Annotated in this window: 26 protein-coding genes; 21 read left to right on the plus strand and 5 right to left on the minus strand. The window is 60.2% G+C overall.

The genetic code is table 11. The annotated features are described in order from the left end of the window. Positions 1-2: 2 nt before the first annotated feature. On the minus strand, positions 3-1385 hold the full coding sequence (locus GCT13_RS19090; protein ID WP_152760492.1) for a TolC family protein: 1383 nt from the start codon (positions 1383-1385) through the stop codon (positions 3-5). A 169-nt stretch (positions 1386-1554) separates the two neighbouring features. On the opposite strand from GCT13_RS19090, the gene GCT13_RS19095 reads away from it, so the two are divergent. Together GCT13_RS19095 and GCT13_RS19100 are read left to right on the plus strand one after the other, a co-directional pair. After that, positions 1555-1743 carry a helix-turn-helix domain-containing protein gene (locus GCT13_RS19095; protein WP_265335300.1) on the plus strand — a complete coding sequence of 63 codons (189 nt, stop codon included), beginning with the start codon at positions 1555-1557 and terminating at the stop codon, positions 1741-1743. Positions 1744-1809: 66 nt separating this feature from the next. After that, the gene (locus GCT13_RS19100; protein ID WP_152760493.1) at positions 1810-2082 is read left to right on the plus strand and encodes a hypothetical protein; all 273 of its coding nucleotides are present in this window, start codon (positions 1810-1812) and stop codon (positions 2080-2082) included. Positions 2083-2168: 86 nt separating this feature from the next. Here GCT13_RS19100 and copM read toward each other — a convergent pair whose 3' ends face one another. The 3 genes from copM to GCT13_RS19110 are packed head-to-tail and all read right to left on the minus strand — an operon-like array spanning position 2169 to position 3559. Continuing rightward, positions 2169-2567, minus strand: coding sequence for a CopM family metallochaperone (gene copM, locus GCT13_RS19105; RefSeq protein WP_152760495.1), 399 nt, complete (start codon positions 2565-2567; stop codon positions 2169-2171). A gap of 25 nt (positions 2568-2592) precedes the next feature. After that, positions 2593-2883, minus strand: a complete 291-nt coding sequence (locus tag GCT13_RS49390) for a hypothetical protein (RefSeq protein ID WP_227746912.1) — start codon at positions 2881-2883, stop codon at positions 2593-2595. Then, complete coding sequence (locus GCT13_RS19110; RefSeq protein ID WP_227746913.1) at positions 2864-3559, minus strand: permease; 696 nt, start codon at positions 3557-3559, stop codon at positions 2864-2866. The genes GCT13_RS49390 and GCT13_RS19110 overlap by 20 nt, the downstream gene beginning before the upstream one ends. 251 nt (positions 3560-3810) lie before the next feature. On the opposite strand from GCT13_RS19110, the gene GCT13_RS19115 reads away from it, so the two are divergent. The 19 genes from GCT13_RS19115 (at position 3811) to GCT13_RS19205 (ending at position 21181) form a co-directional block, all read left to right on the plus strand. Beyond that, positions 3811-4200, plus strand: coding sequence for a hypothetical protein (locus GCT13_RS19115; RefSeq protein WP_152760497.1), 390 nt, complete (start codon positions 3811-3813; stop codon positions 4198-4200). An 87-nt stretch (positions 4201-4287) separates the two neighbouring features. After that, a complete protein-coding gene (locus tag GCT13_RS19120; RefSeq protein WP_152760498.1) occupies positions 4288-4581 on the plus strand; it encodes a hypothetical protein in 294 nt (97 codons plus the stop codon). Beyond that, positions 4578-6083, plus strand: a complete 1506-nt coding sequence (locus tag GCT13_RS19125; RefSeq protein ID WP_152760500.1) for a TolC family protein — start codon at positions 4578-4580, stop codon at positions 6081-6083. The genes GCT13_RS19120 and GCT13_RS19125 overlap by 4 nt, the downstream gene beginning before the upstream one ends. A gap of 2 nt (positions 6084-6085) precedes the next feature. Further along, entirely contained in the window at positions 6086-7381 is a 1296-nt protein-coding gene (locus tag GCT13_RS19130) for a copper oxidase (protein WP_152760502.1), read from the plus strand. A 63-nt stretch (positions 7382-7444) separates the two neighbouring features. Further along, positions 7445-7786 carry a copper-binding protein gene (locus tag GCT13_RS19135; protein ID WP_152760504.1) on the plus strand — a complete coding sequence of 114 codons (342 nt, stop codon included), beginning with the start codon at positions 7445-7447 and terminating at the stop codon, positions 7784-7786. A 63-nt stretch (positions 7787-7849) separates the two neighbouring features. Further along, the gene (copC, locus tag GCT13_RS19140; RefSeq protein WP_152760506.1) at positions 7850-8224 is read left to right on the plus strand and encodes a copper homeostasis periplasmic binding protein CopC; all 375 of its coding nucleotides are present in this window, start codon (positions 7850-7852) and stop codon (positions 8222-8224) included. Further along, complete coding sequence (locus tag GCT13_RS19145) at positions 8224-9165, plus strand: copper resistance D family protein (protein WP_152760508.1); 942 nt, start codon at positions 8224-8226, stop codon at positions 9163-9165. Before copC ends, GCT13_RS19145 begins: the two co-directional genes overlap by 1 nt. Before the next feature lie 94 nt (positions 9166-9259). Further along, entirely contained in the window at positions 9260-9616 is a 357-nt protein-coding gene (locus tag GCT13_RS19150) for a hypothetical protein (RefSeq protein WP_152760510.1), read from the plus strand. Between the two features lie 92 nt (positions 9617-9708). Then, positions 9709-11007 carry a TolC family protein gene (locus GCT13_RS19155; RefSeq protein ID WP_152760512.1) on the plus strand — a complete coding sequence of 433 codons (1299 nt, stop codon included), beginning with the start codon at positions 9709-9711 and terminating at the stop codon, positions 11005-11007. An 11-nt stretch (positions 11008-11018) separates the two neighbouring features. Then, positions 11019-12566, plus strand: a complete 1548-nt coding sequence (locus GCT13_RS19160) for an efflux RND transporter periplasmic adaptor subunit (protein WP_152760514.1) — start codon at positions 11019-11021, stop codon at positions 12564-12566. Continuing rightward, positions 12563-15772, plus strand: a complete 3210-nt coding sequence (locus GCT13_RS19165) for an efflux RND transporter permease subunit (protein ID WP_152760516.1) — start codon at positions 12563-12565, stop codon at positions 15770-15772. The genes GCT13_RS19160 and GCT13_RS19165 overlap by 4 nt, the downstream gene beginning before the upstream one ends. Further along, complete coding sequence (locus GCT13_RS19170; RefSeq protein ID WP_152760517.1) at positions 15769-16119, plus strand: copper-binding protein; 351 nt, start codon at positions 15769-15771, stop codon at positions 16117-16119. Before GCT13_RS19165 ends, GCT13_RS19170 begins: the two co-directional genes overlap by 4 nt. Positions 16120-16238: 119 nt before the next feature. Next, positions 16239-18065 carry a protein-disulfide reductase DsbD gene (gene dsbD / locus GCT13_RS19175; protein ID WP_321574462.1) on the plus strand — a complete coding sequence of 609 codons (1827 nt, stop codon included), beginning with the start codon at positions 16239-16241 and terminating at the stop codon, positions 18063-18065. A 69-nt stretch (positions 18066-18134) separates the two neighbouring features. Then, positions 18135-18494 (plus strand): hypothetical protein, encoded by a 360-nt coding sequence (locus GCT13_RS19180; protein ID WP_152760521.1) that lies wholly within the window; start codon positions 18135-18137, stop codon positions 18492-18494. Between the two features lie 127 nt (positions 18495-18621). Beyond that, positions 18622-18927: a hypothetical protein gene (locus GCT13_RS19185; RefSeq protein WP_152760523.1), complete on the plus strand. Its 306-nt coding sequence runs from the start codon at positions 18622-18624 to the stop codon at positions 18925-18927. A gap of 376 nt (positions 18928-19303) precedes the next feature. Continuing rightward, on the plus strand, positions 19304-19492 hold the full coding sequence (locus GCT13_RS19190) for a hypothetical protein (RefSeq protein ID WP_152760525.1): 189 nt from the start codon (positions 19304-19306) through the stop codon (positions 19490-19492). Next, a complete protein-coding gene (locus tag GCT13_RS48430; protein WP_193727697.1) occupies positions 19489-20040 on the plus strand; it encodes a PCYCGC motif-containing (lipo)protein in 552 nt (183 codons plus the stop codon). Before GCT13_RS19190 ends, GCT13_RS48430 begins: the two co-directional genes overlap by 4 nt. Positions 20041-20080: 40 nt before the next feature. Continuing rightward, entirely contained in the window at positions 20081-20398 is a 318-nt protein-coding gene (locus tag GCT13_RS19200; protein ID WP_152760527.1) for a P-II family nitrogen regulator, read from the plus strand. Between the two features lie 435 nt (positions 20399-20833). Further along, entirely contained in the window at positions 20834-21181 is a 348-nt protein-coding gene (locus tag GCT13_RS19205) for a hypothetical protein (protein WP_152760529.1), read from the plus strand. 293 nt (positions 21182-21474) lie between these two features. On the opposite strand, the gene phaP is transcribed toward GCT13_RS19205, so the two are convergent. Further along, a complete protein-coding gene (phaP, locus tag GCT13_RS19210; RefSeq protein ID WP_152760531.1) occupies positions 21475-22056 on the minus strand; it encodes a TIGR01841 family phasin in 582 nt (193 codons plus the stop codon). Positions 22057-22611: the final 555 nt, after the last annotated feature.

Raw genomic sequence — 22611 nt, forward strand, 5'->3', positions numbered from 1 at the left:
TGTTAAAGCGGTTGATGGTCGATTGCGCTGACACCGATAAGGGTGCAAAGCGCGACATGCTGCTGGAGCACCTCGCTGGCGAGCTTTTCTGATGCAATGCGCTGTGCCAGGTATTGCGATTCAATGTCAGCAAGCGCCGGTAGTGCGAGGTTCCCTTGCTCGAAGGCATGGCGCGCCTTCTCAAGCGAAGTCTTGAGTGCGAACTCCAATGCGCGCGCGGTATGCAACTGCTCGTGGAGAACGCGCAGTTCGGCGGTGATACCGTGCACGGCCGAGTATGCGTCGTCGAGCCGTTGGACGTATTCGTCGTAAAGGCTTTCGCGCGTCGCCTTTTCGATGGCGATGTTGCCTCGATTGCCGTTGAATAGAGGCAACGTTACCGAGACGCTTAGCCCGGTTGTGTAGATGGCGGAGGTGTCGCGGCCTCGGGTCACACCGATATCCAGCTTCGGAAACTGCCCGAGCAGCGCCGCCCTGTACCGTTCGTCCTGCTCGTCATACCCCGCCTGCAGGGCCAGCAAATCGGGGCGATGCTTTGCGAGGTCGACGAGCGATTGTGCGATGACATCCTGGGGAATATCGGAGGGTTCAGGCGGTGCAGCGAGAGCGAGTTGGGCGCCTGGATGTATGCCCAGTAGCGAGTTGAGTTCTTGCATTGCTTTCAGGTGTTCCTGCCGCAACGCACTCGATGCCTGTTCGCTGTCTCGATATCGCGTTTGCGCGAGCATGGCGGCATCCCGCGTGACGTAGGCGTGCTCTAGCGCGATGTCCATCCGGTTGGCAACGTCTTGCTGATATGCCGTCATCTGACTCGTCACATTCTCTAGGTGCGTGAGACTGACGTTTTGCACATACAGCGCATACGCGTGGTTTGCCACCTGCCATCGTGTCCATTCGAGTGCGAGCTGTTTCTCATCGAGAAGGGCGTTTGCTGCCCGTTTTCTTGCTGGCCGGTCGACGAGAGCCGACACCTCGTAGCCCAGCTCGACCATGAACGCGGGGACATAGCCGGCAGCGCCAGGGCGGTCGGTGCTCAAGTTCAGTGTCGGGTCGGGAAGCAGGCCGTCCGCATAGTTTTTCGCTTTGGCGATGTCGACATCGCGCTCTGCGTGGCGGACCTCCGGGCTGAATTCGAGCGCACGGGACACGACCTGGTCGACAGTGAGTGGCGCAGAGGTGGCATCGATGTCGGCAAACCACTGGGGGGCTTCCGGCAGCGGGCGCGGGACATACCCGGCACATCCGCCAACGAGCAGCAAGGCTGCGCACGCGAGCGGCATGCGCCATCTTACGCGAGGGTTTTGCGACATGAGCGCGAGATTCGCGGGTTCCAGTTTGCTATCGTACGAACCGTGTACCACGATGGAAATCCGGTAGGAAGACACGCTGCGGATGGTATTCCAGAACTCTTATTATTGCCTTAGGTGGGGGTTAAGGCGACTGGCGTGCATGCGATTGCTTCTCATTGAAGATGACGAAACGATTGGCGAGACGATTGTGTCCAGGCACTGAAAGACGCTGCCGACGCGCCAGACTGGGTGCGCGACGCTCACGTTGCTCGGTGCCTTGCTGATGCGCCCGGGAACCGTCCTTTCTAGCAAGCAGCTCGAACAGAAGCAGTACTCCTCAAAAGAGTACGTCGAAAGCAACGTGGTCGAGGTGCTTATTCACGGCATCCGGAAGAAGCTGGGCTCTTCAGCCATTCCCAATGTACCGGGCGTGGGATGGCTCATGGAGAAATAACGCGTCTGTCCAGACATTCGGCAGTGGTTGAGCGCTGAGCGGTGGCCGAGCCCTCGGCGCTGCGTGATGAAAATGCCCGCGACAGCAAATTTAAAACTCTGGCGGCTGTGGGACGGTAAAGAAGTTACCGACGCCATGAAAAAGAAGTTTTCCGTATCACCGGTTGAATGCGCCGCCCACTTCGCAACATCGTGCTGCAGCGTCGAAGGATGTCGTGCCAGTATGGCGAGCTTCTCTCTGTACCTAGTCGCTACGGCCATCGCGGCCGCCCACTTGCAGGAGCGCCTCGTAACGCCACTTCAGGATTCATTCGCAGTATTTGCTTTCGAACAGACGTGAAAGCAGAGTCGTGGGCGACTAACGCATGAAGCGAAGCGGACTACGTATTGACAAGGCCGACCATCGGTCGGCCTTCGCAGAGGTACCTACTTGCTGCCATGTTTGGCCTGCCATCGCTGCATCAGCGCAATTTCCTCTTTCTGCGCTTTGATGATATTGTGCGCCAGCTTTTTCATCTCGGGGTCCTTGCCGTACTTGAGTTCGACCTCGGCCATGTCAATGGCGCCTTGATGGTGTGGAATCATATGCGCGACGAAGTCCTTATCGGCATCACCGGTGTAGTTCGGTGCCTGCATCTGCTGCATCATCTTCTGGTCTGCAGCTTTGAACGCCGGCGTTGAGCCGGACGAACCGGCGTCAGGCGAACTGCTCATGGCCATGCCCGGCATAGACGCTCCCTGCTGAGCGCTAGCTGTCCCGGCCGTGAGACCAAGTGCAGCAATTGCGCTGACGGCAAAAGTCCTGGTTGCAAAACGCGCTTTCATGTTCATCTCCTTCTTGACGAAAGACTCAATGTCCCTGATGAGAGTGACGGTCATGTGCGGATGATGGCATTCCGCGCGCATGACGCTCGTAGCCGTCACCATCATGCGCATGCTCGCCGTTCTCCATCATGCGCATCATCTCGACACCGCCCGTGCGGAAAAAGACGGTCGTCAAGACGATGAAAACGATGCCGAAAATGATGTTCAGGATGGTGGTGTAGTTGAAGCTGATAGTGGCATTGACGACGGCGGTATGACGCTCACGCGGGACCCAGCCAAATAGCTGAAACAGTCCCTCAACAATCAGTGCGGCCACGACCATTGCAAACGTAAAAGGTCACCGTCATAAAGGCGGTCATCTTGCCGCCATAGTACTTCCGGTAGATATTGAGGATCGGGAGGATGATGAGGTCGCCGAATATGAACGAGGCAACGCCTCCGAAGCCGACGCCACCTTTCCACAGAACGGCCGCCAGTGGCACGTTGCCGACCGAACAGGTGAATGAAGCGACCGCGATGAGTGGTCCGACGAAGGCGCCCCATATCATGGCGAGGGTTGGATGACTGACCAGAAAGAATTTCTGCCAGAAGCTGTTCGGTACCCATGCTGCGAGGGCACCGGCAACGAGCAATCCCACGCCAATGCCTCGCCATAGCATGACCCAGTTCATCACGTAGCTATGGCTAATGGCTGTCCAGCCGTCCATCGATGTGAGGCGTTGTTTCCAGGTGCCTCTCTGTTCGCCCATCGACATCGCGGCATGCCCTTCCATGCTACCGGCGATACCTTTGTCCGCGTGTTCGATAGCTCGCTTCCTGAGTGAATCTCGCACAAGGAGCCGGAACAGCAGGGCAAGCACGACAATCATGATTGGGCCACCGAGAAACTCGGCGGCAGCGAACTGCCACGCAATCAGCACCCACATGAGCACGCCCAACTCAAGCACGAGGTTGGTAGCGGCAAACTGAAATGCCATGGCAGTGAATTCCATTATCGTGCCTCCGCCTACCGGGGAAATTGGACAGCATGCACCTTTCCACAGTGGGAAGGTCAACGGATGGAGAAATCCATAGTCCGACAACGCGTCGCCGGTGGGTGACCATGCGAATGCGTACGTCCATCCGTCCCGCAAAGCTCACGTCCGTGCGCAATTGAAGCTGCCGCGACGCGCCGCCGCGCCGTTACACACTGACACTTTCGCGCGCTTACAGAGGTCTTCACCCCGTGCTAGACTCTGCACCCATGTCTTACTGGCGCAAACTCCTTCTTGTCGTGCTGCTGGCACTGAGCCTTCCGGTTCAGTCGTTTGCAGCCGTCTCGATGATTTGTGCTACCTCGGAAGCGGTCGATGATGAAGCGACCGCTCACCATCATCATCAATCTGAGTCGTCGGACGGACAGGTTCTCGTAGCCGACGATGATGACCACCACGGCCACAACCACAGCGGCCATCACGTTCACGCCTGTTTGACCTGCGCCTCCTGCTGCGTCGGTGCAGCGCTACCGGTCGTGCCTGCGGTGTCCGCTTCCGCTGACCTGATTCATTTCACTGTCTCATTGCCTCCCGATGCCGGTGTCGTGCTATTCCTGACCAGCGGCATCGAACGTCCTCCTCGGTCCATTCTCGTCTAATCCGCGCAATCGCAGTCATTCGCTGCGACCAGCAAGTCTTTCTGGAGTCCGTCATGGCCTCCGGATGATTCACGACGAGAAAAATTCATGCGAACACTTTCTGCGGCGCTCTTGGGCGCGGGCGCAGTATTGCCGTTGCTCGCGCACGCCACGACAGCCGTTCCTGACCCGACGGATGCAGGGGCATCCGTACCGGCAGTCACCGTGCAATCGGCCTTCGACGGCTACAAGTCCTGGCAGGACGGCGAAGCGCCGAGCTGGCAGCAGCTGAACCGCGCCGTTAGCCCGACTCGGGGCACGGCAGGGATGAAGCACGGCCAGCAACCAGGCGCGACACCCGATGCGAAGAGCAGTCACGAACACGGGGGCGAGTCGAAATGATGCGACAACTCTCGCGGAACCGCGTGACCTGCATTGCAGTCGCGACGGTATTCCTCGCAGGCTGCACGACCTTCTCGAAGGACGGTGGATTCAACACCGTATCGTCGACCGCGTCTGAGCGGCTTGGCAAAGACGCCGTCTACGTGAAAACCGACGAGGACCGCGACGCTGTCTTCAAGCGTACACAGGAGCTGCTAGCGAAGCCGCTCGGCGTGGATGACGCAGTCCAGGTTGCGTTGCTCAACAACCGGGGACTGCAGGCTTCATACGGCGAACTCGGCATTTCCGAGGCCGACCTCGTCCAGGCGGGGCGTCTGCCCAATCCGGGCTTCACCTTCAGCCGGACGCACTGGAGCGATGGCTTCGGCATCAGCCGGACATTTTCGATGGGCGTACTGGGTGTCCTCACGCTGCCCGTGGCGACGCGTATCGAGAGCCGCCGGTTTGAGCAGACGAAGCTCGAGACCGCCAACGCGATGCTCGCGGTGGCCGCCGACGCCCGAAAGGCCTACGTGAATGCTGTGGCTGCGGAGCAGGCAGCCCTTTACGCCGCGCAGGTCAAGGACTCGTCCGAGGCTGGAGCAGAACTCGCGTTGCGCATGCGCCAGGCGGGCAATTTCAGCAAACTCGACTATGCGCGTGAGCAGGCCTTTTACGCGGAGTCGACTGCACAACTGGCCAAGGCGCGCCAGCAGTCAGTGATGGCTCGGGAAAAACTCACACGCACGATGGGTCTATGGGGTTCGGGAACCCAGTACAAGCTGCCGGACCATCTCCCTGACCTGCCGAAGGAAAGGCCGCAACTGAACGACCTCGAAAGCTTTGCGATGCAAAGCCGCCTCGATATTCAGGCGGCGAAGCTGAGAACACAAAGCGTCGCAACATCTCTGGGCCTCAGCAAGGCGACCCGGTTCATCAATGCGCTCGATGTCGGCTATCTCGACAACTTCGAGACCGACAAGGGACACGAGCACGGGTACGAAATCAGTGTCGAAATTCCCATCTTCGACTGGGGCAGCGCAAAGGTCGCACGCGCCGAAGCCATCTATATGCAATCGGCGAACCGGCTCGCCCAGACGGCGATCGACGCACGCTCCGAAGTACGTGAATCGTACTCCGCCTACGTGACGAGCTACGACGTCGCGAAGCACTACCGCGACGAGGTCGTGCCCATACGCAAGACCATCTCGGATGAAATGCTGCTGCGCTACAACGGCATGCTCGCAAGCGTGTTCGAGCTGCTTGCCGATTCGCGCGACCAGGTTGCTGCCGTCAACGGATACATCGACGCGCTGAAGGACTACTGGCTCGCGGAGACGGACCTGCAGCAATCGCTTGGCGGCCGCCTTCCACCGCTCGCGATGACACCGGCGCCGGGCGCACTGCAGAGTGACGCAGCGCCGACGCCTGCAACGCCAACACCACCGGCCCCGGCGCAGGACTCGCCGTCGTCTGCTCCCGCGACCCAACCGGCGTCGCCGACGAATTCAGAAGGTAAATGAACATGGTTTCACGTCGAAGCTTTCTCGGCGGCTCGGGCGCTGCGCTCCTCGGCGCAGCGTTGGTTAGCAAGGCTGGTGCAGCGTCGCTTCCAGAAGCGCCGACTATGGAAAAGACGGCTACGCAGCCACCGCTGGTCCCACCCAACGGTCGACCCTATACGCCCGTGGCGACACTCAATGGCTGGACGCTGCCATGGCGGATGAAAAACGGCTGGAAGGAATTCCATCTCATTGCCGAGCCCGTCGTCCGAGAAATGGCAGCCGGCATGAAGGCGAATCTCTGGGGCTACAACGGCCAGGCGCCCGGTCCGACCATCGAGGCGGTCGAAGGCGACAAGGTTCGAATCTTCGTGACCAACAAGCTGCCGGAACACACCACGGTTCACTGGCACGGAATGCTCGTGCCGTCCGGGATGGACGGTGTGGGCGGTCTCACGCAGCCCCACATTCCGCCTGGCAAGACGTTCGTCTATGAGTTCCAGCTCGAGAAGCACGGCACCTTCATGTATCACCCGCACGCCGACGAGATGGTGCAGATGGCCATGGGGATGATGGGCACGTTCATCGTGCACCCGAAGGACCGCAGCGTTATGCCGGTTGACCGCGACTTCGTGTTCCTGATGTCCGCCTACGACATCGACCCGGGCAGCTTCACGCCGCGCGTCAACGAGATGACGGACTTCAACATGTGGACATGGAATGCACGCGTCTTTCCGGGCATCGACCCGTTGCCCGTACGAGCAGGAGACCGGGTTCGCATCCGCTTCGGCAACCTGACGATGACCAATCATCCCATCCATCTGCATGGGTACAGCTTCGAGGTCGCAGGAACCGACGGCGGATGGATTCCGCCCGCCGCACGCTGGCCCGAAGTGACCGCCGACGTTGCAGTCGGTCAGATGCGTGCCATCGAATTCACGGCAAACCGGCCCGGCGACTGGGCGTTTCACTGCCACAAGTCGCATCACACGATGAATGCGATGGGACATCAGGTGCCGAATCTGATTGGCGTGCCGCAGAAAGACCTCGCGAAGCGCATCAACAAGCTCGTCCCGGACTACATGGCAATGGGCAGCGCAGGCGGTTCGATGGGCGAGATGGAAATGCCGCTGCCTGACAACACGCTGCCGATGATGACCGGTACCGGGCCGTTCGGTGCGCTGGAAATGGGCGGCATGTTTAGCGTCGTGAAGGTGCGCGAGGGACTCGGCCGCAACGACTATCGCGACCCGGGCTGGTTCAAACACCCGAAAGGGACCGTCGCCTTCGAGTACACCGGCGAACTGCCGGATAGCTGATTTCGTGTGGGCCGGACATGACTCCGACCGGTATTTGTAACTTCAACTGTGGGAGAGAGCGTGATGAAGAAAGCGATTGTTTCGATTTTGATGGGTTGTGCGGTAGTCATTTCAGCGACCGCGTATGCGGCCGGCGATACGGGCAACATGGCAAGCGGCGAGCAACAGGGCGCAGATGCGAAGGACAGCATGTCACATGGCGAGGTGAAGAAAGTGGATTCGGCTGCCGGGAAGCTGACCATCAAGCACGGACCTCTCAAGAACCTGGATATGGAAGCCATGACGATGGTGTTCAAGGTCAAGGACCCAGCCATGCTGTCCCAGGTGAAGGTCGGCGACAAGATTGACTTCGTTGCTGAAGAAATCAACGGCGCCCTGACGGTGACGAAACTGCAGAAACAGTAACGACAGATGGGGCGCTTCGTATTTCATCAATCCAGTCGCCCTGCGTCTCTCAGGGAGAACAACATGAGAACTTTGATGCGGAATCAACTAGTCAGTATCGTTGCCGCTGCCTCCGTCGGACTGGTTCCGGTGCTGGCATTCGCCCACGGAAAGCTTGAAAACGCGGTGCCGGCCGCCGGAAGCACGGCGGAGGTTGCGCCTGACGCTCTCCGGCTGACTTTCAACGAGGACCTGGAGTCGTCGTTCAGCACAATCAAGGTCGTCGACGCATCGGGCGCGCCTGCAACCAAGGAAAAGGCGAAGGTGGATTCGTCGAATCCCCGCGTGCTCACGGTTGCGGTTCCGAAGCTTGCCTCGGGCTCATACACCGTGCAATGGGCAGTCATGACGCATGACGCCCATAAGACCAAGGGCACCTACACCTTCATGGTGAAGTGATGAACGACGGTTTCCTCGGCGGCCTGCGGCTGGCAATGGTGGCATTGCAGAACATCGGCTTTGCCGTCCTTGTGGGAGCGCTCCTATGCGACACGTGGCTTGCGCGCAGCCATTCGCGATGGCAGGCCGGAGTCAGCATGCGTCTGCTGCTCACGGTGCGCATCGCTTCCCTGACGACTCTCGCAAGCGGCGCGTTCGCGTTCTGGATTCATTGCGCGCTGATGAGCGAATCCACACTCAGTGAGGCTGGGCCTGCCGTCCGCTCGATGCTGGTGGAAACCGGCTTTGGTCACGCCTCGTTGGTGGGCGCAGCCTTCATGCTTGGCGTGGTGGTGCTATCACTCGTGCAGTCTGGCAAACCGATTCGATTCAAGCCGGTTATCTGGCTCGCGTTCGCCGGTGTCGCGTTGTCACGCAGTCATGCAGGTCACCCTGTCGACGCCGGTGTGTTCAGCATTCCGGTCTGGGCAGACTGGATGCATTTCCTTGCCATCAGCGTATGGGTAGGAATTGTACTTGTGACGACATACATCGTCGTTCCGCGCGTGTTCAGCGCACCTGCCACCGACCGCGCGAACACTGCAATGTTTATCCAGTCACTGTCGGGCGCCGCGACATTCGCGCTGTTTGTGCTATTCGCCACTGGAGCATATAACGGCTGGCGCGGCGTTGCGACGCCTGAGAACTTGTGGGCATCCGCATATGGTCAGATATTGCTGCTCAAGCTTGCGCTCGTGCTTATAGCCGCCGCACTTGGCGCACACAATCGTTTCTTTGCAATGCCGCCGCTGCTTGCGTCCCTGAAGGAACCGTTATCGGAATCACCTCCGCGACCACTGAAGCGCTTTGCTGCAGTGCTGCACGTTGAGTCCGTCGTGCTGGCGGGTGTGCTGGTCGCCGCTGCGATTCTTGTCTCGAGTCCGCTGCCGGGTACAGCCTAGCGTGTACGACCAGCTGCGCCGGTGTTGGCTCACGTGCATTCCAGATACAAATTTCCCGGAATGTGAATAAAATGGGCGGGCGACACTTGCGACCATGAAACTCATTCGGACCCTCTTCATCTTGTTGCTTTGCGCAGTGCTGCCCATCAGCGGGCTGGCAGCCAGCGGCACGGCCGGGGAATGTCCGATGGAACAAACAATGGCAATGGAAGACGGCATGCCCGCCGCCATGCCGGGCTGCGACTCAACGAAATCGGCCTCGACCGACAAGGCAAAAGGCGGTTTCTGCAAGATAACGGCCCAGTGCCAGTTCGGCAGTCTGTACTATCCCGCCGTAACCGCGACCGTCAGCCACCCCACGTCCGTGGGAAGTCGCGTTGTCTTCCACTATGCACAGTCGCTCACCGTCCGGGAACCGGGCGGGCTGTGGCGACCTCCTCGAGCAATCTGATCCCTTGCTGACTGGTTCACCGCGTCTGCGGTGAGGTCGTCCTGCGTCCAGGACGTGGATTCCCTTTGGGTCTCCGCCGTTGGGATTAGAACATGCAACCAAAAACTATCGATACGCCACTGCGCTGGCGTGCACCACTGCGCGCGCGGTTGGTCGTCGTCGCGCTGATTCTCGCGAGCGCCGCCGCGCACGCCCAGAACGCATCCTTCACGCTTGAGGCCGCCTTGCAGTCCGCGACGGACCGCTCTGCTGCGATGCAGGCAGCGCAGGCATCGGAACGCGCCAGTTCGGAAGCTGCTGTCAAGGTCGGCCAGTTACCGGACCCGACGCTCAAGGCTGGTATCGACAACCTGCCCGTCACCGGGCCGCAAAAATACACCATTGGCCAGGACTTCATGACGATGCGCCGCATCGGCATCGAACAGGAGTGGGTCTCCGGTGAAAAGCGACGTCTGCGCTCGACACTTGCGAACCAGATGGTCGGCCGTGAACACGATGGCTATCTGCTGCAACTCGCCAACGTCCGACAGCAGACGGCGGGGGCATGGCTGAACGCCATCTACGCAAAGAAAGCCGTGTCGCTGCAGCATGACCTGCTGGACCACATGAACCACGAACTCGCCGCGACGAAAGCCTCGTACCGGGGCGCAAAGGCAACGGCCGCAGACGTCGTGCAAGCCCATACCATGCTCGCGCGGACGCAGGACCAGATGCTCAAGGCCGAGCAGACTTACAAGACGGCTCTTATCACGCTTTCGCGATGGACGGCGACACCCGTTTCCGACGTCACGGGTGAGCCGCCCTCGCCGGAATCGTTCGTGTCGTCGCTGCCCCCCGAGGAGTTGAAGCAGGTCCAGCCCACGTTGGTCGCAGCAGCCGATGACATAGCCGTGGCCGATGCAGACACCGCAGTCGCGAACAGCGAGCGCAGTCCCAACTGGACGTGGGAGGTTGCGTACCAGCAACGCGGCGGTGCCTATTCGAACATGGTGTCGATTGGTGTGAGCATCCCGCTTCCCATCAACCGCAAGAACCTTCAGAACCGGGATGCGGCCGAGAAGGCCGAACTCGCCACCAAGGCGCGTCTGCTGTACGAGGACACACAGCGTCAGGTTGAAGCGGACATCCAGACCCAGTCCGCCACGCTCGCCAGCGGCCGTGAGCGCATCGCGAATCTCAGCCAGTCTCTCCTGCCTTCTGCCGACCAGCGTGTGCAGCTTGCGAACGCCGCATACCGCTCAGGAACGGGCTCGCTTGCCGATACGTTCGCAGCACGTCGCGCGCAACTCGATGCGCAGCTTCAGGTGCTTGACCTCAAACGCGATGTCTCCCAGACCTGGGCGCAGCTTGAATACCAGGTCGTGCCGGCGACGATGGCCGCAGCGCAGTGAAGGAGAGAGCGATGATGAATAAATCACTGGTCCGCGCGGTTTTACTGGTATTTGCCGGCGCGGCCCTGCTTGGCGCAGGCTACTTTGCGGGCACACGTCACGCCGCAACAAACGGGATGGGCGTATCCGTGAATGGTGCTGCTACAACTTCAACGGGCGACAAGGTCGACCCGAAGACAGGCCGGAAGGTGCTCTACTGGCACGACCCGATGGTGCCTGCGCAGCACTTTGACAAGCCCGGCAAGTCGCCCTTTATGGATATGCAGCTGGAGCCCGTCTACGCGGACGAAGGCGGCGGGGCGGCGGGCGTCAGGATTGACCCCGGTTTGCAGCAAAACCTCGGCATCCGCTATGCGACCGCGCGCCGGCAGGACACCTCGGACGGCTTCGACGCGGTTGGCACCACGCAGTTCGATGAGTCACGGGCTGACGTCGTTCAGTCGCGCGTGACAGGCTATATCGACCATCTGTACGCCAGCGCCCCGATGCAGCGGATAAGCAAGGGAGCGCCGATAGCGTCCCTGTTTGTGCCCGACTGGCTCGCGCCGCAGGAAGAATACCTGTCGCTCAAGCGCGGCGGGATGGACATGGGCCTGCTCGAGGCATCACGCGCGCGGATGCGTGCACTCTCGATTCCGGACGGGCTCATCGCCAGTCTTGACCGGACCGGGGAGGTTCAGACACACGTCGTTCTCTCGTCGCCCGAAACAGGTGTCGTGAGCGAACTCAACGTGCGGGACGGCGCGCAGGTTACGCCTGGCCAGACGCTCGCCAAGGTCGCGGGTCTCTCGAAGCTCTGGCTCATCGTCGAGATTCCCGAAGCGCTCGCGCTGAGTGTGAAACCCGGCATGACCGTCGATGCCACGTTCTCTGGCGACCCGACCCAGCACTTTAACGGACAGATACGTGAAGTCCTGCCGGGCATCAGCACCACCAGCCGTACGCTTCAGGCGCGGCTCGAAATCGACAACGCTGCGCTGAAACTGACGCCGGGCATGTTGATGCGTGTGCGTGTCGGCGGACAGAAGACGGTCTCGCGGCTGCTGGTGCCTTCGGAGGCGGTCATCACGACGGGCAAGCGCTCCGTGGTCATCGTGAAGAACCAGGATGGCCGTCTGCAACCGGTCTCGGTGAACGTCGGCAACGACGTTGGCAACGAGACCGAGGTGCTCAGCGGCCTGAACGATGGCGAGACGGTCGTCGCGTCCGGCCAGTTCCTCATCGATTCGGAGGCCAGTCTGAAATCGGTGCTGCCACGACTGGAAGGCAGTACAGGCGCAGGTACGAGTCCTCAGGCAACCGCGTCCGCGCCCACAGCGGCGGCTGCTCAAACCTACGAGACAGCCGGCAAGGTCGAACACGTCACGGGTAAGGACATCACTTTCTCGCATCAGCCCGTTCCCGCGCTGGGCTGGCCCGCCATGACGATGGCGTTCAGCAAGCCCGCATCCGATGCATTCCCGGACGTGAAGCCTGGCCAGACCGTCCATTTCGTCTTCAAACAGTCGGATGACGGATACCAGCTCACGAAAGTTGAACCGTCAGGAGGCGCGAAATGATTGCGCGCCTCATCCGCTGGTCCATCCATAACCGCTTTCTCGTGCTGCTTGCGACCGTGCTTGTCACCGCATGGGGCGTGTATTCGGTGTCGCATACGCCACTGGATGCACTGCCGGACCTCTCCGATACGCAGGTCATCATCAAAGCGTCGTATCCGGGCAAGGCCCCGCAGGTCATCGAGGACCAGGTCACCTATCCGCTCACGACAACGCTATTGGGGGTGCCCGGTGCGAAAACCATCCGTGCGTATTCGTCGTTCGGCGACGCCTTTGTCTACGTGCTGTTCGATGACAAGACCGACCCGTACTGGGCGCGCTCACGCGTGCTCGAATACCTGAACCAGGTGCAGAGCCGCCTTCCCCAGGGAGCGACAGTTTCGCTCGGCCCTGACGCGACGGGCGTGGGCTGGGTGTATGAATACGCGCTGGTCGCTAAGACAGGAAAGCACGACCTCGGACAGTTGCGCGCACTGAACGACTGGTTCCTCAAGTTCGAGCTCAAGGCTGTCCCGGACGTGTCGGAAGTAGCGAGCGTCGGCGGGATGGTGCGTCAGTATCAGGTCGTGCTCGACCCAGACAAGCTGCGCGCGTACGGCATCACGCAGGCGATGGTGGCCGACGCACTCGGTAAGGCCAATCAGGAGTCCGGCGGCGCAGTCGTCGAACTGGCCGAGTCCGAGTATGTCGTCCGCTCGTCAGGCTATCTGCACTCGCTGGATGATTTCCGCAATGTCGTCCTCCGGACCAATGATGCGGGCACGCCGGTGTTGCTCGGCGACGTCGCCCGCATCCAGATTGGGCCCGAGCCGCGTCGTGGCATTGCCGAACTCAATGGTGAAGGTGAAGTGGCCGGCGGTGTCGTCGTGATGCGTTCCGGCAAGAATGCGCTGACGACCATCGAGGCGGTGAAATCCAGACTCGCTGACCTGAAGCGTTCGTTGCCGGCGGGCGTCGAAGTCGTGACGACCTACGACCGCTCACAGCTCATCGAAAATGCGGTGGACAACCTGAAGGACAAGCTCATCGAGGAGTTCATCGTCGTCGGGATTGTCTGTGCCGTGTTCCTGTTCCATCTGCGCAGTGCGTTTGTGGCCGTCCTGTCGTTACCGCTAGGGGTGCTGGCTGCGTTCATCGTGATGCGCTATCAGGGCGTCAATGCGAACATCATGTCGCTAGGCGGGATTGCGATAGCTATCGGCGCGATGATTGATGCGGCCATTGTGATGATTGAAAACGCCCACAAGCATCTGGAGGCGTTCGAGCACGAGCATCCCGATGAGCCGATAACGGCCGCGCAGCGATGGGAGCTGATTGCGACATCAGCGGCGGAGGTGGGACCGGCACTCTTCTTCTCGCTGCTCGTCATCACGCTGTCGTTCATTCCGGTGTTTTCGCTGGAGGGGCAGGAAGGCAGGCTCTTCTCGCCGCTGGCGTTCACGAAGACGTACACGATTGCTGCGGCTGCCGGTCTGTCGGTGACTCTGGTGCCCGTGCTGATGGGATACCTGATTCGCGGACGCATCCCGCATGAAACGTCCAATCCCATCGATCGCGTGCTGGTGCGCCTGTACCGGCCGTTGCTCGAAGCTACGTTGCGGCGCCCCTGGTTCACCATCGGACTCGCCGTTGTCGCGCTCGTACTCACCGCGATTCCGCTGACGCGATTGGGCGGAGAGTTCCTGCCGCCGCTCGACGAGGGCGACCTGCTTTACATGCCGACGGCGCTCCCCAGCATTTCGACCGAGAAAGCGGCCGAGCTGTTGCAGCAGACCGACCGGCTCATCAAGACGGTACCCGAAGTGGCGACGGTGTTCGGCAAGTCAGGCCGCGCTGAGACTGCCACGGACCCGGCGCCGGGCCTCGAGATGTTCGAGACCACGATTCAGTTCAAACCAAGAAGCCAGTGGCGACCCGGCATGACGCCGGAGAAGCTGATGGACGAACTCGACCAGACCGTGAAAGTGCCAGGGCTGTCGAACCTATGGGTCCCGCCTATCCGCAACCGCCTGGACATGTTGTCGACGGGTATCAAGACGCCGGTCGGTGTGAAGATTTCCGGTGCCAACCTTTCGGAGATTGACCGGATTGCGACGCAGGTTGAAGCGGCGGTAAAGGATGTGCCCGGTGTGACTTCTGCACTGGCAGAACGACTGAACGGCGGCCGTTACATCGACGTCGACATCAACCGGCAGGCGGCCGCTCGCTATGGCCTTTCCGTCAGCGACATCCAGTCTGTCGTCTCGTCGGCCGTCGGTGGTGAAAATGTGGGCGAGGTCATCGCGGGCCGGGAGCGGTTCCCCATCAACATCCGCTATCCGCGCGAGGTCCGCGACTCGCTCGAGAAGCTGCGTCAGTTGCCGGTCGTCACGGAGCGTGGCGCCCAGATACAGCTTGGCGATGTCGCGAATATCCAGATTGCCGATGGTCCGCCGATGATTCGCAGCGAAAATGCGCGGCTTTCGGGCTTCGTCTACATCGATATCCGGAACGTGGACCTGCAATCGGCGGTAAGAGCCATGCAGCAGGCAGTTGTGCAGAAGGTGGCATTGCCGCCCAGCTATTCGATTGCGTGGTCGGGTCAATTCGAGTACCTGGAGCGCGCATCGGCGAAGCTGCGTACCGTGATTCCTGTGACGCTCGTCGTCATCTTTGTGCTGCTGTTCCTGACGTTCAACTCGGCTGCCGATGCGCTCTTGCTTATGTCGACGGTGCCGTTCGCGCTGGTCGGCGGATTCTGGTTCGTCTGGATACTGGGTCATGCGGTATCGGTCGCGACATCCGTGGGATTCATCGCGCTCGCCGGTGTAGCGGCTGAGTTCGGCGTCGTCATGCTGCTTTACCTGAAGGGCGCTCTCAACCGGCGACTCGAACTCGGTGAGCCTCTTGACGAGGCGACGCTGCTCGACGCGATTCGCGAAGGCGCCGTGCTGCGCGTGCGGCCCAAAGCGATGACAGTTGCCGTCGTGCTAGCCGGCCTTATTCCCATCATGGTCGGCCATGGAGCGGGTTCCGAAGTGATGCAGCGCATCGCCGCGCCCATGGTTGGCGGGATGGTGACCGCGCCCGTCCTCTCGATGTTCGTCATTCCCGCAGCCTGGTTCCTGTTGCAGCGCCGTCGCGTTGCGCGAAGCGAGGACACGCGGTTTTCTCATGCAGTACCTGCCGGCACGAAAGTGCCATCAACCGAAACTGGAGAGATTCAATGAAGAAGATGATTGTTGCGTTTTCAGCTATCGCAGCCATTGTGGCTGCACCCGCGTTCGCAGGTGACGACATGGCCGGCATGAGCATGTCCGGGAAACCTTCGGCAATGAAGGCATCAGCCAGCGCAGCCCTGACTGATGCCGAGGTCAAGAACGTCGATACCGCCACGGGCATGGTCACGCTGAAACACGGCGCACTGGAGAACGTCGGCATGCCGCCGATGACCATGGTGTTCAAGGCGAAGGATTCAGCGATGGCCAGGCAGGTTCACGAAGGCGACAAGGTCAAGGTGCGCGTTGAAAACGTCAACGGTACGCCGACTATCGTGAAGATGGAAAAGCAGTCGTGATGCGCTGCTGACACGGTAACCGCAGGCTGAACGTTACCCGTTGGCCTGCGGACCGGTTTGCTTGGAGGGAGCGAGAGATGCGGGACGTATCAATCAACGTCGGGCAATCGAGTTGCCGTGTGAACGACGCGTTCAGGCGGGTGTTGCACGTCGCACTTATCCTGTTCGTCGCGCTGACGTCTCTGGCTGCCCATGCCGTAAGCGAGACCGACCTGCTGCCACCTGACGTGGCATTCCCGTTGACGGTTACGCTCAGTGCGCCTCAGCAGGTCACCCTCGATTTCAGGACGCACGCGGGCTACTACCTGTACCGGGACCGGTTCGACTTCGCCGTGGACGGCGCACCCATCAAGCCGGACCGGATGCCGCCTGGGGAAGTGAAGAACGACCCGACATTCGGCATGGTCACGGTCTATCACCGACCGGTGCAAATCCAGCTTGCGTTGCCTCGTCCAGTCTCGACCAGCATCGTACTATCTGTCACTTCGCAGGGATGCGCGGACCTCGGCGTCTGCTACCCACCGCAGACGCGAACCTATCGAATCGCGGCCAACGGAGTCGTCACTTCCGTCGCGGCCGGGAACACCACCACGGCCAGCGCTGCCGGATTCCCCGACACCGGCGTGAATCCTTCGCTCACGGTATTCGGCATCAACCTGCGACCGGCAAATGGGATTTCAGTACCCGAATTGCTTGGATTCCTGCTCGCGGGCCTGCTGATGGCCGGAACGGTTTGCATGTATCCACTGGTTCCCATCGTGACGGCTGTCATAGTGGGTGGCCGGGAGAGGCCAACACTTTATCGAGGCTTTGGTCTTTCATTTGCCTACGTGCAGGGCCTCTCGCTCACCTACGCTGTTGCGGGAACGCTTGCCGCGTTGGCTGGAATTCCGTTGGTCGCCGTTACGCAGCGGCCATGGGTGCTCACAGCGTTTGGTGTGCTGATGGTGTTTATGGCGCTAGCCATGTTCGGCGTGTTCCGTTTTCAGCTGCCGGCCAGTTTGCAAACGAGGGCCTCGGCATGGACTAACCGGCTGCCCGGCGGCCGTGTTGGGGCAGTGTTCGTGATGGGGATGTTGTCTGCCCTGATTGTCGGACCATGCTCGACGCCTGTGCTTGCGGGCGCGCTGCTTTATATCGCGAACAGTCACGATGTGCTCGGCGGCGCCCTTGCTCTGTATGTGTTGGCGTTAGGGCTGGGGATTCCGCTGCTGGCGGTCGGGACGTTTGGTGCTCAGGTACTGCCGAGAGCTGGCCGATGGATGGTAGCGGTACAGAATGCATTGGGCTTCCTGCTGCTCGCCGCCGCCCTTTGGTTTGTCTATTCGCTGTTGCCGGACTGGCTGCTGATGGTGCTCGTCTCTGCGCTACTCGTTAGCTGCGGCATGATGCTCCGGGCCATCGACCCATTGCCGGCCGAAGTACCTGGCATTTTCCGCTTGGGGAAAGCGGTCGGTGTGCTGCTCCTGGTCGCGGGCGTCGCGGAGTTCATCGGAGTCGTGTCAGGCAACTTCGACATCCTGGAGCCGCTCGGCGGAGTGATGAGGACTTCTTCCACAGCGCGCGCGAAAGCGGAAGGGAACTCGAGCACACGGTTCGAAGCAATACGGTCGAACGCCGAACTGGACCAGGCGCTCAATGCTGCGAACGGTCAGCCGGTCATGGTCGATTTCTACGCTGACTGGTGCATCAGTTGCAAGGAGCTCGAGCGATTTACGTTCACGGACCCTCAGGTCGTCAGTGAATTCACCCGCTGGAAGCTGTTGCGCATCGACGTGACAAAGAACACACCAGAGGACACCGCGATACTCCGTCGCTTCGGGTTATTCGGGCCGCCAGCACTCATTTTCTACGACAGAACTGGCCGGCAGCAACCTGATGCGCAGCTCGTCGGATTCATCGGTGCCGACGCGTTCGCGGCTCACCTGAGGCAATGGGGGAAGTAGCGTTGATACGAAATGCCAATGTAGCTGTGCGCCGTGACAGCCTCTTGTGTCAAGGCATATACTGAATTCATGAGGCTCTGGGTCAAAATCGTCGCGTGCTTTCTGATTGCGTGGTTGCCGCTGCTCGGCTATCCGGCGCAGATGACGCTTTGCCCCCAGATGGAATCGATGTCGAGCGCACAGCCGAATATGCATGCTGCGCACGTATCCGAAGTGACGGCGTGTGGGCAGGTGTCCAACCACCACGCGGTCAATACCAACGCGTCCTGTAATGGCAGCATCGGCGGCGTCCTCTGTGGTATGCCCGCCATACCCATGACCCACAAGGTTATGGTTGTGCCTTCCTCACCGGTCTATCGGGCTGTCGCCCGTCCCTTCGCGGAGCAGTTCATTCCTGAACTGCCAGCGCCTCCTCCCCGCTCGCTGTAGTTCGTTCAACAACTGGATTTGTACGGTTTCACACCGTGAGTTACGCACGTCCGACGCGCATGCAAAAGCGTGAGGCCGTGCACGACCAACCTTCTATGTGGATATATCCGAATCTGGAGATACACGTATGAACGCGAAATTGATTCGAACGGCCATTGTTTCCGTGCTTTTGGCAGCGACAGGTACCGTCGCTCTGGCGGCAGGCTCCGCCAGCTCGTCGAATACATCCCAGCAGGGCCGCGAGTATGAACACGGTTCGATGATGGGCGGCATGATGGGAATGAACGGAATGATGGGAAGCTGCCCGATGATGGGCGGGACGGCAGGCTTGGATCCGAAGACTGCGATGCGCATGCATGGAGAAATGATGCGTGCAATGGGCGACATCATGCTCAAGTACGCCGAGCAGGCGGGAACAGCGCCGTCGAAGTAACCGTGCTGCGCTCGGGCATCAACATTTCAGTCTGACTTTCAAAGGGAACGAATGATGAAGTGCGACACGAAGACGATGGCCGCTATTGCGCTTGCTCTTGCTCTTGCGCTGGCGCTCGGCGTTGCCTACTGGGCGTTACCTCAATCGCGAGGGTCGCTGGCAACGCTCCTTGTTGCGGTCTCCGCACTGGCTTGTCCGCTGTCGACTGCTGATGATGAGAAGCATGCATTCGCATGCGAACAGCGAGCCGGGTCCGAGCCAGGCAATCGAGGAGAGAAAGCCACAATCCGGCTCTAGCTCGTAAACACATCAACAGCAGGGGCGGTCCATTATTGCGGTTCGCCGGGCTGCCCCAGGGCTTTTGCAGGAGCAAGTCATGTTTAACGGCAATCGAATACTGAACATCCTTGTCGCAATCTTTGCTGTCATCGGGCTCGTTACGGTGCTTGGTGCGGCGGGCATGACGGCGGCACATTCCAGCATGATGCACGGGATGCGGTCGTGCGGGCAGGCGATGCATCTCTGGCAGAACGGCCGGGATGGCGGGTCGGGAGACGTGAGATGAAGAGCGAAACATCGCGACGGAAGGTAACCCGGCGACGTGAACGTAAGTCGGCGGCCAGCTGGTATCTGCTGGCCATCGTGGCGCTGATTCTTGCTGCCGTTGGAGCCCTCGTGTCCGGGCCGTTGGTCATGCAGCGTCACCAGACCGAAGTCGCTCCGCAGAAGGCAGCCTCGTCCGCTCAAAGTGCTCAGGCAACTGCCTGGCATGTTGGCATGCAGCGTCCAGATGGACTACGCATCATCCCGAACGGCCGCTCGGATGCCTCTCACGTTCTTAATCCCGGCCAGTTTACGGACAAGGACGTCAGGCACGCCTACTCGGTTGCGACGCGGATTCCCGCTGTACTCAACAAGCTCTATTGCTGGTGCGGTTGCGAAAACCGGGGCATACACCGTTCCAATCTTCAATGCTTCGAGGACCAGATGGCAGTCACGTGCGAGGTATGCCTTGGCACAGCGGAAATCGCCTGGCAAATGACGCAGGCCCGTGTTCAGGACGCTGGCAAGATTCAGGCTGCCGTCGATGCAAGATGGGGGCAGAAGGGTTAGCGGTCCTCGGTGTCCCATCAATCGATTGGAGGAGGCGAACATGGACCTGAAATGCGTTGTCGCCATCGTGAGGCCTGACGTCCTGGAGGTGCTGGAAAGACGGCTCGGAGCGATTCATGTGCACGGAATGACCGTGACCCGAGTACGGGGGTTTGGTGCGCACCCTAACGTGTTCGCCGATGACTGGACGACCGAACACATCAAAATCGAAGTATTCACCCTGGCGGAAAACGTGGATGCGCTGGTCACGACGATTATGGAAATCGCGCACGTCGGCGCAGTCAGGGACGGGGTGGTGGCGGTGCTCCCGGTAGAGCGATTTTTCCGGATTCGAAACCAGGTCGAGACAACTCCTTGAGTCGACTGAGAGCATTTCCGCAGCGCTGCTTCCAGTTCACCCTCTGAAACGCAGTGGCAAATGCTCAGTCATTTCGTCAGACGCGAGACGAGCGCGACTTTATATCAGAAGAAATGTCGTGCCTGCGCGATGCGGCAACACAGTCCGTGAAAGTCTTCTGTGCACGTCGCCACGGGGAGGGCACGCCACTGCCCTCAGCGCGACAAGCAACGCAGCGCTGTGCTCCCGCCTGAGTGTCCAACGTAGGGTTATGGAATTCCATCCCTTGACGAAAGACAAAGGCGACGAAGGCTTTGCATCATATGGGCCTCAACTGCTCACAGCAGTTGATTGGAATAACGCTGCGCCATTGCACGTTTAGATGAACCCTGCGGCGAAAGCACGGAGTGCTCTTCTGTGCGGGGGCCATCAGCGGAATAGACGGGCGGGCGCACCATGAAAACGTCAAGAAGAGAGGACGTCAGGCTGCTGTTAGCGCTGAGGGCCGAGGCCGGCAAATACGACGCTATCAGTGAGCTCAAAATGTCGAGGTGCACGGCGTTCGTTGTGCATGGGCAGATAATGGCCTGCGCCGGGGATAATCTGATTGCCCTCAAGCTCCCCGAACTTTCGGTGGCCGCGCTATTGCACACATCTGGCTGCAGACGATTCCAGCCATACGGACGGGCCTCATTGCGCCACTGGGTGGCCTTCTCGGAAACGAGTCCAGCATTTGATTCGCTCGAACAGTTGTTCAAGGAGGCTGTAGCGTTTGCTCTGGAGTCGCATGGCGACAAGTGTTGACGAGCTGACGCTAGAGCGCCCGGCGTGCCCCATGAGCACGAGCACGCCGAAGGCGATGAACACCGTCCCGAGAACCGCTTTTCCGACGACTTCCGCAGAGCTCAGTCGACCTCGAAGTCGCGATATTGAGGCCCCGCGAATGGAAGCCGAATATTGCCAGCGGAAGACTCGCTCCGACGCCGTCCGCTGTGCACTGGTCGGTTGGACTTGTCCGGTGGCGGCCATATCGCCGCGTGGCCAAACGCGTTAGCCCGCCGCGCTGTACGACCACGCGGGTGCAGCGTTCCTTCAAACTATTGTTTCGTCGACTTCGCTGCTTTTGCCGCTTTCTCGACTTCCTCCTCAGCCGCTTCGGTCACCTCCGATGCGGCTTTCGTTGCGGTTTCCAGGTTACTGTGCGCGACTTCGACTGCCTGCTTCGTTGCCTTTTGCACGCTTTCCTGAGTGGTGTTGGCCAGCGTGATAGCTTGTTTCAGAAATGCGATTGCGGCTTCCGAGCCGACCGGGGCGTTTTGCGCGAGATTCTCGACGAACGACTGAGCCTGGCGGCTGACCTTCTGGTACCGGGCATTGGCGACCTCTGCCAGCTGCGTCTGCGTGGACGACGCAATCTCGGCAACCTGACGTTCGTACGTCAGGACCTTCTCCGCCGAGTGCAGCGCCAGCGTGTCTTGCAGACCGGTAACTTCCTGGCTGTCCTTTTTCGCCAGCCCGTCCTGCACGCGTTGATACCAATCGGCAAGCGTTGTTTTCGCCGTATCCAGATTAAGTCTCACGAGCTTTTCCTCGCCCTCCAGCATGCTGCCGGCCAGGCCAAAGAAGAAGTCAAGATTTGCTTGCTGGGCTGTAGCAACTTGTCCCTGAAAATCAGCCATGTTCGCCTCCTGAGGATGTATGCCCAACGCCCAGCATGTTCGGCAATGGTGTGACCCAACTGATGAAGCGCGTCGTATAGACGCTCCCGGGTCGGCTGCGTTGTCGACACCCGCTCCGCAGGTGCATTGGTATCAGCCGCGATTGGCCCGTATAACGTCCTCCGCGCTGGGCTGAGTAAGGGTGCTCTGCAGACGTCGACAGAAGCAGGAGCTGCAAGCGACGGATGTTCCATTACAGGACGGTAGCGGTCGGGGTGCCAATTGAATCGGCCTATCTTGGACACTCATGAAGAAGTGTTTTTTTCTTGCGTCCCCGCCCACTGGATTCGCTTGCGCCCCTTATTGCTGTTGTCCCGTGGTCGTCATCGCGACGTGTGATGAAGTCGCTGAACCGTGCGTCGCTCCGTTTCCGGACAAGCTGTACCTGCCAATGGGACTTTCCGGAGCCGCTGGCGACAACAGCGGGCGACGGCAAACAGGGATAGGCCTTTAAGTGAGCGCTCGGACAGCTTCTTCGTCAGTAAACGTTTTTTTATTACGCTCCCACTTCCGGAG

Source organism: Paraburkholderia franconis (genome assembly GCF_009362735.1).
In the GTDB taxonomy this organism is placed as follows: domain Bacteria; phylum Pseudomonadota; class Gammaproteobacteria; order Burkholderiales; family Burkholderiaceae; genus Paraburkholderia; species Paraburkholderia franconis.